At 38.9% G+C, this 14,307-nt stretch carries 8 protein-coding genes; 1 reads left to right on the top strand and 7 read right to left on the bottom strand.

Features of this window, described 5'->3' with window-relative positions:
* From FBT53_RS00690 to FBT53_RS00680, 3 genes are read right to left on the bottom strand one after another with little or no spacing between them, the layout of a single operon-like run.
* On the bottom strand, positions 1–2,151 hold the full coding sequence (locus tag FBT53_RS00690; RefSeq protein WP_136949252.1) for a molybdopterin cofactor-binding domain-containing protein: 2,151 nt from the start codon (positions 2,149–2,151) through the stop codon (positions 1–3).
* 2 nt (positions 2,152–2,153) lie between these two features.
* On the bottom strand, positions 2,154–2,645 hold the full coding sequence (locus tag FBT53_RS00685) for a (2Fe-2S)-binding protein (RefSeq protein WP_136949251.1): 492 nt from the start codon (positions 2,643–2,645) through the stop codon (positions 2,154–2,156).
* A 5-nt stretch (positions 2,646–2,650) separates the two neighbouring features.
* Complete coding sequence (locus FBT53_RS00680; protein WP_136949250.1) at positions 2,651–3,256, bottom strand: hypothetical protein; 606 nt, start codon at positions 3,254–3,256, stop codon at positions 2,651–2,653.
* 73 nt (positions 3,257–3,329) lie between these two features.
* Between FBT53_RS00680 and FBT53_RS00675 the strand changes: the two genes are divergently transcribed.
* Complete coding sequence (locus tag FBT53_RS00675) at positions 3,330–3,893, top strand: alkylphosphonate utilization protein (RefSeq protein ID WP_136949249.1); 564 nt, start codon at positions 3,330–3,332, stop codon at positions 3,891–3,893.
* 36 nt (positions 3,894–3,929) lie between these two features.
* On the opposite strand, the gene FBT53_RS00670 is transcribed toward FBT53_RS00675, so the two are convergent.
* From FBT53_RS00670 to FBT53_RS00655, 4 genes are all read right to left on the bottom strand, one after another.
* Positions 3,930–5,696 carry an alkaline phosphatase gene (locus FBT53_RS00670; protein ID WP_136949248.1) on the bottom strand — a complete coding sequence of 589 codons (1,767 nt, stop codon included), beginning with the start codon at positions 5,694–5,696 and terminating at the stop codon, positions 3,930–3,932.
* Between the two features lie 68 nt (positions 5,697–5,764).
* Complete coding sequence (locus FBT53_RS00665) at positions 5,765–7,354, bottom strand: RagB/SusD family nutrient uptake outer membrane protein (protein WP_136949247.1); 1,590 nt, start codon at positions 7,352–7,354, stop codon at positions 5,765–5,767.
* A gap of 20 nt (positions 7,355–7,374) precedes the next feature.
* The gene (locus FBT53_RS00660; protein WP_136949246.1) at positions 7,375–10,440 is read right to left on the bottom strand and encodes a TonB-dependent receptor; all 3,066 of its coding nucleotides are present in this window, start codon (positions 10,438–10,440) and stop codon (positions 7,375–7,377) included.
* Between the two features lie 169 nt (positions 10,441–10,609).
* Positions 10,610–14,299, bottom strand: a complete 3,690-nt coding sequence (locus tag FBT53_RS00655) for a two-component regulator propeller domain-containing protein (protein ID WP_169630292.1) — start codon at positions 14,297–14,299, stop codon at positions 10,610–10,612.
* Between the last annotated feature and the right edge of the window lie 8 nt (positions 14,300–14,307).

The raw sequence follows: 14,307 nt of genomic DNA, 5'->3' as shown, positions 1-14,307 counted from the left end.
TTACATCTTGTTCAAGGTCTTTTGTAATGGCATATGATTTAGCCTTTTTCCCGTTAAACGATACACTGCATTGGCAAGAGCGGCACCTATAGGCCCTAAAGGTGGTTCCCCCACTGGCCCAGGAACTTCACGACCTTGTAAAAGGGTTACGTTTATTTCCTTTGGTGCGTGTTTCATTAAAGCCATTTGGTAAGGTCCGTAAATAGTGGGCTGTAATTGCCCATCTAACACGGTCATTTCTTCAAAAAGCGAAGCACTAATGCCCATAATTATGGCGCCTTCGCATTGTGCTTTTACTTGGTCTGGATTCACTGCCAATCCTGGGTCTAAAACACAGGTTACTTTGTGAATTTTTATTTGCTGTTTTTCTATAGAAACTTCTACCACTTGGGCGCAAGGGGTGCCTGCATCCGTAGAGGCGGCAAAACCCATGGCCATACCATTGACCACCTTGTCCGTATAGCCTGCCTTTTCAGCGGCTGTTTCTATCACCTTTCGTAATCGTATACCTGCGGCATCGTCCTTTATGTGTTCCAAACGAAAATCGACCGGGCTTTTCCCCGCCTTTTCTGCCAAGATATCCATAAAACTTTCCCAAGCAAAGGTATTGGCCAATAAGCCTAAACTACGCCACCAACTGGTAGCAAATGGGAGTTCTACATGCCAAGAGGTAGTTCTAATGTTGGGAATAGCTACATATTGACAAAATCCGCCACGAATGGCCCCCACATCTGCGCCCAGCATCTTGTTTAAAAATCCGGGTAATAAGGCCGAACCTATAGCTACATCTCCACTAGAGAAATCGTGCTGAATACTTTCTATTTTGCCATTAGCCGTAAGTTTTGCTTTAAGTTGGTGATGTGTAGGCGGCCTAAACATATCGTGCTGAAACTCTTCTTTACGACTAAAAAAATATTTTACCGGTTTGCCAACCAATTTGGACATTACTGCCGCTTGCACTGCATGTGGCGTATGTAACCGTCTACCAAAACCGCCTCCTAAAAAAGTGGGAATTATATTCACCTTTTCAGTATCCAAATCCAATCGTTTTGCTACCTCCTTTTGGGTAATAGCTACTACCTGAGTAGATAAAAATAAAGTAGCACCATCATCGATTACATGTGCTACCACGCCGTTAGGTTCTATCTGCGCATGTGCGGCAATTGGCGTGGTAAACTCCGCCTCTACAGCTACTTCTTCTAAGGCATCTCCCTTTTTCTGAATTAGCGTAGGATTGCCATTGCCCACTTTCATCTTGGCCTCAATATCCTGTAACTGCAACTGTGTAGGGGCATCCCAAGTTACCTTAATTGCCTGTTTTGCATTTTCGGCTTCCAAATACGAGTTGGCTACCACGCCCACAAAATCATCTTCCTGAATAATCTTTAGCACGCCTGGCATGGATGCTGCTTGGCTAACATCTGCACTTACAAATGTTGCCCCTATGTATTCTGGCCTTACCACCGTACCATACACCATGTCTGGCATGCTTGCATCCATACCAAAAATAGGTACTCCAAATACCTTATCCTCTAAATCTACCCTAGGTAAGGGTTTGCCAATTAGTTTATAATCCGATAGCTTTTTAAGTTCTGGGGTATCTACTTCTGGCCATTGGTTTACCTGTTTTGCCAAAGCCGCAAAAGTAAGTTCCTTCTCGCCAGCACTCACCTTCGTTTCCTCCATTACAACATCAGCAACAGCTACCTCCCAAAGCTCTGCAGCAGCGGTTTTAATCATTTCTCGCATGGTTGCGGCAAGTTCCCGTAAGGGTTGCCATAAACTTGCAATTGAAGTACTACCTCCCGTAGCAAAACTATCCATATTACCTGTGATGGAAGGTGCGTGGACCACCTCTATGCTAGATAAGGGCAATTCTAACTCATCTGCTGCCAATTGTGCCATACCCGTAAAGGTACCTTGCCCCATTTCTACCTTTGGAGAATATAGGCGAATTCTATTTGCTTCAGTCAGTTCAAACCACAAAACGGGTTCCATACCGCTACCTAAATAAGGAGAATCGGCGGAATTTGCATAAGCTAAAACTTGCCTACGAATAGGGTTCCGAAACAAGTACGTACCAACCGCTACCACGCCAGCAGTACCTAGTGCACCTCTTACCAAAAACTTTCTTCTAGATACCTTTGCCATCCTTATTCCTTTTCTTGTTCAGTAATTGGTAATTCACTACTCAGTGCCGCAGCTCTATGTATGGCCTTACGCATACGGTAATACGTACCGCAACGGCATACATTAATAATGTTGTTGTCAATATCTTCATCTGTTGGCTTAGGCACTTTTTTTAGAAGCGCAGCGGTGGCCATCATAAACCCAGGCTGGCAATAACCACATTGCGGCACTACTTCTTCTATCCACGCTTGCTGCACGGGATGTGGATTTTCTTTTGTTCCTAAACCTTCTATAGTAGTTATGGATTTTCCTTCTGCAAATTTTATAGGATACGAACAAGAACGTACCGCTTGGTCATCCACCAAGAGCGTACAAGCCCCACAGGCAGCCTTTCCGCACCCAAACTTGGTACCTTTTTGGTCTAACACATCCCGAATCACCCATAAGAGTGGTGTCATTTCATCTTCTATTTGCACTAATTGCGGAGTGCCATTTACTATAAGTTGTATTTTCATTTGTTTTATTTTGTGGGTATTACAGCTCCGTCTGCGAACCATTTTTCTACAACTGCGATATATTCTTCCTTAGATAAGGGTGGTTTTTCTCGTTCTACACCGTTGGCATCTACCCCAGGGTTCCATGCCCATAAAACCAGTGCATCTTTGGTAAGGTGTTCTACGAGCGCCTCATGATTTTTACCCCCGTTCGTTTCGGTGTTTAACAAGCGTTCCGCAATTTCTATTCTGGTTAATCCTTGCCACCCCATGGAAGCTGGTGCTAGCCCCCAGTGGGGTGCTCCTGGAACTCCTGAATAGGGATTGTTTTCTTTTTGGTGACAGGTATGGCATTGGGTAGCTTCAAAACCATGGTCATCCGCACCTCTGGCCATATCAAAATGATGCGGCTGCCGTTCCATGCCTTGTTTGGGCAGGTTGTCTGTCGGGTGGCAGTTCATACAACGGGGATGCGTTAATACATCCATCAGTTGATGAAAAGTAGTCTCGTTAGACACTTCTACTGGCTTATCTATTGTTTTATAATCGCTTACGTGGACGGATTTATTAAGACCGAAGAGCATTCCAGTGAGTAGAACTAGCAAGAATAGTATGGAGAGCGATTTTTTCATCCTTTCGTTTTTTCCAAGATACGAAATATAGCAAAGCCATACCTTTGCCGTTACAACCTAAACCTCTACTATTTTGATTAAAGAATTACAAGAACGAAGTGGAAACCAATGTGAACTTTGTGGTAGCCAAGATAATTTAGAACCTTACATTGTTGCTCCAAAAACAGGAAGCCTTGCCGAGGAGTGTGCCCTGCTCTGTGCTGTTTGCTCAAAACAATTAGACCAGCCAGAAACCGCAGACCCTAACCATTGGCGTTTGCTGAATGATAGCATCTGGAACCCCAATGCCGCAGTACAAGTACTTTCTTTTAGAATGCTCCATCACCTTAAGCACGAAGGCTGGCCCGTAGATTTATTAGATATGATGTATTTAGAGGACGATACCCTCAGTTGGGCAGAGGCTACATTACCCAATGAAAATGCCTTAGTACATAAAGATAGCAATGGCAATATTTTAGCTGTAGGCGACAATGTGGTTTTAATTCAAGATTTAAACGTAAAAGGAGCTGGTTTTACGGCTAAAAGAGGTACAGCAGTGCGTAATATTTCTTTGGACCACGAAAACGAAACCTATATAGAAGGCAAGGTAAATGGACAGCATATTGTAATACTTACAAAGTATGTAAAGAAGTTGTAGTAAAACCCCAATCCATACACAGACTGGGGCCTACACTTAATTAGCGATTTTCAATGCTTGTAAGATTTTATGAAAAATTTCTGTGTTTTCATAGACACCAGAGAACAGACCAGACCTTGGCCCATAGGCAAATAAAGGCACCATAGCAGCAGTGTGGTCATCGCTAGCAAAATCTACCATTATCTCTCCCGTAGCTACATCTCCGCCAATGATATCTAAACCACCTGTTTCATGATCTGCAGTGATGATGACTAAGGTCTCCTTATTACTATCTGCGAATTTTAATGCTTCTGCAATAGCCAAATCAAAATCCAAGGTTTCTGTAATTACACCGGTTATATCATTACCATGACCATAACTATCTATTTTGGCTGCTTCTACCATTATAAAGAAAGGTTTTGAATCTTTAGAAAGATAAGAAAGTGCGTCCTTTGTAGTAGTAGCTAAAAGTGGCCCTCTACCTTCTTTTACAGCTTTAACGCCACCTTCTGAAAAAAATACACTTACTTTTTTTTTGCGTTCTGGGTTAAATTGCTCGCCACCATGATTGGTGAATTTAAAATGTTTTTCCCCACCGCCTGCGGTCCAATCTAATTCACTTTTGATAAAATCTTGAGCAATTTCTTTCTGCATACCCCTATCCTTCTGATGTGCATAAAATGAGGCTGGTGTGGCTCCTACAAGTTCATCTGTAGTAATAATGCCTGTTTTAAACTGCTGATTTTGCAAAATCTCTGCAATGCTAGGTAAGTTTTCTGCTTCTGTAGATTTACCAATATAGCGATTATTGGTCTTGTGCCCTGTTGCCATGGCAGTGCCACCAGCAGCAGAATCTGTACACAAAGCGTCTGCACTAGAGGTTTTTACAAGACCGGTTTGCTTTAATTGGGTTAAGCTCAAATTTCCTCTGTTGGCTAGGGCAGCCGAAGATACTTGGGTGTTACCCATACCATCTCCTATCATTAAAATGATATTTTTTGCAGCTACTTTATGGTTATCTGGTTTAAAAGTTGGTTGGTACACCTTTTGTACTGGTCTAGGGTGATAGGTATGCTTTGCTAATTTTTTAAAAAAGGCTACACATTGGTAGGGATTATCTGTATTGATTACCTCTACTCCTATCTTTTGAAATTCTAACCATGCCGTTTTATTATCTGGAGTACCCCAAAACCTAAATGGTTTTCCTAATTTTTTAGCTTTAATAATCACCTCTTTTACAACATGCTCATCCTCATGTGTAAGTCTGCCTTTGCCATTCCAAACCGAATACTCTTTAAACCCTACGCTGACCATGCCTACTTTTTTAAGTTGTTGCGGACTTAAAGGTGTATCAAGTTCTTGCCAATCAAACTGTACATAAGCAGGATAGGCATTAAAATCTTCTGGTTTGGGACGCTTACCAGAGATTAAGAATTGTATGTTTTTATTATCCGTTAAAGTTTTAAACGATTTTAACTCCTTTAGCAATACTTTCAATGTTTTATAGGGCTGCTCCTTAACGTCTATCATTAATACAAAAGGTTCTTTAAAGTATCCCTTTTGGGCTGCTACTTTCATTGGCTCTAGATAGCCTTTTATTAGAGTTAAATTCCCTATTTCGTCTTTGGTATGTGCAACTTTTAATGTGTTATTATGCACAAATACATCTGCTTCTACCACATGAGCACCTGCACTCAGAGCAGTCCAGAAAGGAATTGGTTGTAAATAGTCGTTATGCGAATGTATTAGTAGATTTGCATTATGGTCTTGAGCAAAGGAATAGAATAAGGTAAGATTAAGTAAAAAGAAAATAATTTTATACATGTACTAAAATTTAAAAAAGGTGCTGAAACCAATCAGCACCTTTTTGCTAACTGAAAACTAACTACAAACTACCACCCTATGTTTTGCGGTATTCCAGAAGACTCAATCACAGTTTCTGGTATAGGCCACACATGCATATAACTGGCATCAAAATTTCTGGCTGGCCATACTTCTTCCAACGTGTAATCAGAATCTGGATTAGAACGGTCCGTATAAATTCTACCATAAATAGGTTGGGTGTATGCGTCTTGCGCATCTCCCCATCGTATTAAATCAAAATGTCTATTAGCAAATTCGCCCGCTAATTCCACCCGTCTTTCATGCTTTATATCTTCTATAGTAGCGTTAGAAATTGGAGCTAAGCCAGCTCTTTCTCTTACGGTATTTAAAGGTTCATCACCATTTTTCCCGTCCATGATTAATGCTTCGGCTTTCATCAATAACACTTCTGCATACCGCATTAAAGGCACATTGTAAACCGTAGAAGGGTTGTCTCCGTTGCTATTGATGTAGGTGCCTATTGGGTCTTCAAACTGAAATTCGTACATATATTTATTAAACTGAAAGCCCGACAAAGAATTCTCTGACTGGTATCTACGCTCCTCTCCAAAATATGTAAAAGTGTCTCCAAAGCTTAAAATTGTGATTGCTTTTCTGGCATCATCTGCCTCAAACTCATTAAACAAACTTTCTGATGGTGTATAATAACCCCAACCATTATATTTACCCCAACCTTTGTTCTCTAGCATAACTCCGGAAAGTATACTGCCTTGGTCTACCCCAGAATTAACAGACCAGATATACTCACTCGTCCAATTGTTTAAATGGCTATGCAATTCCCTGTAATCTTTAGCAGGGTTCCCAGTATTTATCAACGCTCTTCCAGACCCAGAATTTGTAACCATATCTGCATATTTAACTACTTCTGCATATCTAGAGGCATCATATTGCGCCCAATACAAGTTGGTTTTAGCCATGTAGGCATACGCAGCATCCTTATGAGGCCTTCCATAATCTTCTGATGCGTAATCAGTAAATAAAGGTAATAGTGCGGCCGCTTTTTCTAAATCTGCGACAATCTGGGCATAATTGGCCACTACACTTTCTGGTCTTTGGTAACTACCAGCAGGCTCGTTCATATTTTCTTCCGTAACGATAGGAACACCGCCGTTTGGACCGTTATCGCCATAGGTGTGCGCTACCCAGAAATAACTAAAAGCACGCATAAAATAAGCTTCTCCTAAATATTGGTCTTTCTTTTCTTGAGAAATTTCCATCTCTGGAATGTTTAAAATAACATCATTAGCTCTGCGGATTACCTGATAACTTTTTGGGTAACAGGTAGACGTATAGCCACCTTCGCCACCAGTGATATTAAAACTTTTAATATTATCTGCTGCTGCCTTTATACGACCGGTTACCATATCATCAGAAGCATTGATGTACCAGAAAAAACCTCTAGAGAACATTTCTTGGTCTGTCATATAAGCGTACATACTATTTACAGCCTCTTGTGCATCTTGGTCTGACTTATAAAAATTAGCATAGGACGTACTCCCAATAGGGTCTAGCTGTGTAAATTCTTCTGAACAAGCCGTAAATAATGCCCCGATTGTGGTAAGGGCTACAATTGATTTTTTTATTTGTATTGTTTTCATTTTCAACACTATTTTTTTTATTAAAGCTTAAGAGATAAACCACCAGTAACGGTTCTAGACAATGGATACTTGGCAATATCTAACCCTTTACCACCTACTTCAGGATCTAAACCAGAATAATCTGTAAGCGTAAACAAATTCTCTGCAGATATATAGATACGTAATGAAGAACCTTCTAAAAGTTTATTCATAATATGACTATCTACATTATAGCCCACTGTAATATTCTTCATTCTTAAATAAGACGCATCTTCTAAATACCAACTAGACGCTAAACCAAAGTTTCTGTTGTCATCCTTAGTAGACAATCTTGGAATGTTTGAAGTTGTATTTTGAGGTGTCCATGCGTTTAATACACGGTTATCTAAGTTATAACCTGTTAAAGAAGCATTGTAGGTAGTGTACTTATACCCATTAAAAACATCTACGCCAGAAACGCCTTGAAACAACATGGAAACATCAAAGTTTTTATAGGCTAAGTTTAACCCTAGGTTATATGTAAAGTCTGGTTGATAACTCTCATAAAAAACTTTGTCTGCTTCATCTATTTTTCCATCGTCATTCGCATCTGCAAACTTAAAATCTCCTGGCTGTGCATTGGGCTGTATTAGGTTACCATCTTTGGTATACGCATCTATTTCTGCCTGACTTTGAAAAATACCTAACTGTGGCACCACATATACAGAGTACAGCGACCTACCTACCTCTGAACGGTAAGGCCTTAAAACATTTCTTACATTATCTGAATGTGCTATAAAGTCGATGCCGCTGCTGTTGTAACCATCTAGATTTACCAACTCGTTATCTAAAACACTAATGTTACCGTTTACTGCAAATCTAAAATCTCCTAAATCTTTGGTATAGGTTGCTGCAATTTCAAAACCTGTATTCTTTACTTCTCCACCATTAACATCTGCAGCTTTTGTTCCCTGATTTAAATCTTCTAGGCCAGGTAAAATCATTCCCTTAGTAGTTTTCTCAAAATAATCAAACGTTAAACTAAGGGTATTGTTAAACAAGGTGGCATCCATACCTAAGTTAATAGACTCTGACACTTCCCAATTTAAATTTGGATTGGATTGTTTGCCTACAAAAGCACCACGGTCATCTCTAGAAGCATCCTCACCCAAGGTAACTACGGTAGTGTTTAGCGGTACATCAAAAGAGTAATAACCAACGGAGTTAATATTACCGATTTGTCCCCAAGAACCTCTGAACTTTAAATCGTTTATGGCGTTAACCTTAAAGAACGGCTCCTTAGAAACACGCCAACCTGCAGAAACGGAGGGAAAGTTATCTGATTGATTCTCTACCGCTAACCTAGACGTTTTATCCCTTCTTATACTACCAGATAAATAATACCTATCTTTAAAATTATACATGGCTCTACCAATAGCAGAAGTCAAACGGTCTTCAAAAACGCTAGATTCTGGATTTCTTATGATACTTGCGTTTGCAATAAATTGATTAAAAGGTTCTTCACTACTAAACCCATCGCCACGTAACCAAACATATTCTGCATCTGTATGCTGGGCAGAATATATAGCTGTTAAATCTATGGAATGCCCACCAAAAGTTTGTTTGTAAGACAATTGATTGTCCCAAACCCATCTGTTGGTTTGCCTATTAGACTGTTCTAAAAAATTGTTTGGATTAGAACGTCCCAATTCTGGCACTCTTGGTTGAAATCTTTTAAAATCTGATTGCGTGTAACTATATGCGTAGCTAGACCTCAAGGTTAACCCTTTTATAACGTCATAAGTACCGTATACATTGGCATTTAAAAAATTTGTTGGCGCAGAAACCGTAGGTCTTAGCAACAAGGCTAAAGGGTTATAAACATCCCCATAAGCACCTGCAAATTGTGACAGGCTTTCTGGAACAACACCAGCAAAACTACCGTCTTCATAACGTGTAGGTGCCGCTGATGGCATATAAACCGCATTAATAATAGTTCCAGAATACGGATTGTCCGTATTGGTACCTAAAGCTTCTGTACGAGAGAAATATACATTTTCCCCAACCGTGATTTTATCACTTAAATTAAAATCAGATTTAACTCTAAAACTATACCTATCAGAAGAAGTTCCTTCTAACAAACCTTCTTTATCAAAATAATTAAAAGAAGTGAGATAATTAGCATTTTCACCAGCACCACTGATGCTAGCGTTTACACTTTGTATGCTTGCTGCCCTAAAGATGGCATCTACCCAATTAGTTCGGTTAACTTGTCCGTAAGGATTTTGGGCAGCATCATGTGCTGACTGTCTTGGAGAACCTGCGTTATCTGCCGCTAGGTTATACACCTCTGCTTGCTGTTGTGCTGCTAATGGCGTAGGCAAATTCATTGCTTCTTGTATACCACCGTAATAATCTATGCTTACCCTTGGTTTCCCAATCTTACCCTTTTTAGTCTGTATTACAATTACGCCAGACGCTGCTTGCGCACCATAGATAGCAGCGGCAGAAGCATCTTTTAGTACAGAAACTGAGGCGATGTCATTAGGGTTTATAGCAGGTCCATAATAGGGAACACCATCTACTACGGTTAAGGGGCTTTCGCTAGCAAAAGAGCCCAAACCACGGATAACAACATTACTACCGCTAGTAGGATCCCCACCTTGTTGCAAAACGGTAACACCAGGCACATTACCTTGTAGAAAATCGTTAAGGTTTGCTACTGGCCTAGAACTTATGTTTTCTATATTTTCTACTGTAGAAATTGCAGAGGTTAAATCTCCTTTTTTAGTGGTACCATAGCCAATAAGGACAACTTCGTCCAGCTCACTCGCCGCTTCTTGTAGTTCTATAGCTAAGGTAGAATTACCCCTAAAATTTACTTCTTGTTCTGCGTACCCAATAAAAGAGAAAACTAAAATTCCGTCATTGGTGGGTACTTCTACAAGAAAATTACCATCAAAATCTGTAGCGGTGCCTATAGCACCACCACCTTTTAACATCACCGAAACGCCAGGTATTGGCATTTGGTCTGTTTTGGAGGTTACAGTACCTTTTACAGTAACCTGACTTACAGCGCTGAGGATACACCCAAGGGTGAACGCTACACTAAGTACTAACTTTTTCATTTTAAAAACTTGAGTTTTTGGTTTGGGTCAAAACTATTTTAGCTAGGTGGCACTAGGGGGTAATTTTGTTTCTATAAGGTGGACTTTGGTTGCAAAAAGAATGATAAATAGTTCAAAAAAGTGCACTTTAGTTACAGTAACATTGGGGTAACTTAGTAGTAATCTAGCGCTAACAGTCTAGAGTTTGTTCTTGCACCACAAACCTTTTTGGCGTTGTCCCAAATTGTTTTTTAAACGAGCGTCCAAAATATTTTGCATCTGCATAACCACATTCAAAACTTATTTCTGATACATTTAATTTGCCTTGCTTTAATAATAGTACTGCTTTTTGCATGCGTAAGGAGGTTATAACTTCTGAGGGCGAATTTTGCAATCGTTCTTTAAATAACCTATAGCATTTAACCCTACTAATCCCCATTGTTTTTATAAGTGCTTCTACGTTAAAACTTGGCTGTCCTAAATGTTGTTTTATGATATCTAAAGCCTGGCGCAGCAATCTGTCATCAGCAGATTCTATCTCTTGGTCACCTGCCAATAGTTTAAAGAGTGATTTTTGAAAGTTGTTCGATTCTGCTTTATTACGCTGTTGAATTAATTTGCTGAGTTTTTTTGTGATAAACTCTTGCTTTGCTGGTAATTGAATAACAACATCTAGATTGTAAAACAGAGCTTTTTCATTAAGGGTGTGATCAATAGCCTCAGAGATGTAAACTAAAGGAATACGATTATTACTTATACGCTCCTTGTTATCTAATAATAACCCTGTTAATTCTTTATTGAAACTAACTTGATACAGCACCAATAAATCTACCTTGAGCACCTGTATGGCAGATAATACATCCGAAACCTTATGTTCTACAAGTATAGTATAGGCTTTGGGTTGCTGCAACATTGGCAATACAGCAGCTTCTTTATCTTTACCAGTAAGAATTAAAACCGTAGGTTTATCCGTTTTAACAATATCATCTTTCTGTTGTAAATGTTTATAACTAATGGCTTCCGAAAAGGAATGTTTTGGACTTACTTTTTTAACAGGAAGCTGTAATTTCAATAAAAAATTAGACGATAAATCTACGGTAACAGTTCCCTCCATTTCTTTCCACAACACCAAAAATGCTCGATAATAATTACCATATTTTTCAATATCTGGCCAAGTTGCATTCAGTAATTCGCTATCTGAAATTATTGAAAAGTCTAACCGGTTTTCTTGCTCTTCTATTTTTACTTTAAGTGTGGTATGCTGGGCTGTGTATTTTAATATGTCGTTTAACACGTACTGCAGTGCCAACCGCAATCGCAATGCGTCTATGACAGCTAAACTATCCTTAAGCTTTAGTTCACTTTCATAATTCAGCGCAGCTAAAAGTGCTTTTTGTTTCACTTTAGAAAACACATCTTCTAATAAAACTCTGGACTCTACCACATTTTCTTGTAATGGCCCTAAATGTTTTACATCTTGCAAATAATCCCATTCAATCACAAAATTTAACAGCTTACCAGCCTCTTGCTGTAACGTTTCTTTTAATTCTGGAAACTCTTGTAATTGCTGAGAAACATTTAAAACTTTTTGCAAAGGTTCTTGTAGAGAAGAAATAACAAAATGTTTAAACTTATCTACCTCAAAATCAGTATGCTTTAAACTGTTATGTAATTGCAATAATTCTTCTTTTTGATTAAAAATCTCTTGTCTTTGAACGTCCAACTCAGCATTAGCCTGCTCTAGAGACTTTTTTTGGGTTTGTATAAGGGTAGTACGTTCCGCAATTTTAAGTTCTAACAGTTCTTTTTGCACTTTAGCCTTTTTATTTTTATTAAAAACAAGCAGAATAGCTATAGCTATAACACAAAGGCATATTCCTAAATAAAACCAAACCCTTTGATAAAAGGCTTTACCCACAGCAACGGTCGTCAATTTTACGGGTTCATCTATTTTAGTGTTTTTGAGCAATATAGAATAAGTGCCTGCGGGTAAATTTTTATACGTTTTACTACTAATCCCATTTCCATATTGCCATTCTTGATCTACGCCCTCTATTTTGTAATAATAAGATTGCTTATCCGATAAAGGAAAAACAATAGGAGTAAAGGTCAATTCTAAACTAGCAGAATTGTGTTTTAAACTCAGCGTATCTGGCACATGTGATTGTTGATTGATGGTATACTTAACCTTTTGTTGATTCTGTTGATGGTCATAGGCAATAGGATCAAAATAATTTACCCCTTTAATGCCACCAAAATACATGATACCCTTTGGGTCTTTATAAAAAGCACCCTCAGAAAATTCGCTTGTTTGCCAACCCTCTTCTGCTGCAATTGGTAAAACGTGGTAATTATCCTTTTGTATACGCGCTAACCCTTTGGTAGAACTCACCCATACATAATCTTCCGTATCTAAAATACCATACACCATGTGACTTGGTAGGCCATTAGCTTCTGTAATGCGATGTACTACTCCTTTTTCACGACTGTATACCGTTACCCCACCCAAAGAACCGAACCAAAACAATTGCTGGTGCGTATCATAATACACAGAGTAAGTACTATTCCCCAGTAAACCATTAGCCTCATTTAAAACTTCTAATTTACCTGTATTGACATCTAAAAACAGAATACCGTTATGTTCTGTTGCTAACACCAATAGGCTGTTTACTATCTTTATTTGCCTTATGTGGTAATTTTTTAATTTATCCGCTCCTTTAAACGCTTCAAATTGCCCTGTTTCTAAGTTATATTTTGCAGCCCCACCCCAACAAGCAATCCATAATTCTTGGAAACCGTTTTCAAAAAAACCATAATGCCTGTTGCTTGGCAAAAGCGGTTGACTTTTAGCGGTTATCAAACTATAGCCCTGATCAGATATCTTTATGATACCTGCGTAAGTACCTACCCAAACCGTTCCTTTGCTATCTGTAAACATGCTGCGTATACGGTACCAATCTGGATCATCTAAAGCTTCTACTATGGTAAAAGGCAGATAACACTTATCTGTTAGCTGTTTAAAAAACAACCCTTTAGAATAGTAGCCTAGCCATTGTGTACCCTTTGTATCTGTAGTGATAGCTCTTACCGTCTCGTTAGGTAAATGTTTGTATTTTGTAGGATGAGGGACCACAGAATATATACTTTCTGAACCTCTATAAGCCATACTTAACCCACCATCTTTCTGTGCTAACCATACGTTACCAAAATTGTCTAAATGAAGTTTTTCTACTTCGTTACTACGTAAACTATAATTAGAATATTGGTCATACGTATACTGGTCTAACTTGGTAGGTTTTGTTTCCGCTAAAGTGTTTGCTACTACAAACAATCCATGACGGCGGGTAGCAATCCATACGGTACCCTTTTTATCTTTTACACATTGATTAATTTGGGCATCTGGCTGTTGTTTTAAAACAAGTGTCTTGTAATAGCTAAAATCCTCTTTAAGTGCAATTGCTTTGGTAGGCTCAAATTCATTATTAATAAAAGCTAACTCTTTGTTGTCTAAATAAAGTAGCAAATCCCCTGTATTACTAAGCCTAATGCTTTTTACAGGATCATTAAAGGAATAACGTTTAAAATTTCCGCCGCCAATATATCTACACAATTGTCCCCTATTATCTAATATCCATATGCGTCCTTGCTTATCCCTTTCAATAGTAAAAATATGATTCCCAAAAAGGCTCTTTTCATCAGCACCATCATGCTTATAGACTGTAAATGTATAGCCATCAAAATAGTTTAAGCCATCATAGGTGCCCAACCAAAGTCCTCCATCTTCATCACTCGCTATGGCCGTTACAGAATTGTTAGAAAGCCCATCTTGAGTGGTGTAACTTTTGAATTTTATGTTCTGAGCAACTAAAAAATGAGACAAACAAAACA

The organism is Flavobacterium sp. ASW18X (assembly GCF_005144745.1).
Taxonomy (GTDB): domain Bacteria; phylum Bacteroidota; class Bacteroidia; order Flavobacteriales; family Flavobacteriaceae; genus Croceivirga.
Note: the sequence above shows the minus strand (reverse complement) of the source record. Positions and strands in the feature narration are given on the sequence as shown.

Coding starts and splice junctions, on each gene's coding strand:
- FBT53_RS00690 (WP_136949252.1), bottom strand. CDS start 2,151: ATGGCAAAGGTATCTAGAAGAAAGTTTTTGGTAAGAGGTGCACTAGGT.
- FBT53_RS00685 (WP_136949251.1), bottom strand. CDS start 2,645: ATGAAAATACAACTTATAGTAAATGGCACTCCGCAATTAGTGCAAATA.
- FBT53_RS00680 (WP_136949250.1), bottom strand. CDS start 3,256: ATGAAAAAATCGCTCTCCATACTATTCTTGCTAGTTCTACTCACTGGA.
- FBT53_RS00670 (WP_136949248.1), bottom strand. CDS start 5,696: ATGTATAAAATTATTTTCTTTTTACTTAATCTTACCTTATTCTATTCC.
- FBT53_RS00665 (WP_136949247.1), bottom strand. CDS start 7,354: ATGAAAACAATACAAATAAAAAAATCAATTGTAGCCCTTACCACAATC.
- FBT53_RS00660 (WP_136949246.1), bottom strand. CDS start 10,440: ATGAAAAAGTTAGTACTTAGTGTAGCGTTCACCCTTGGGTGTATCCTC.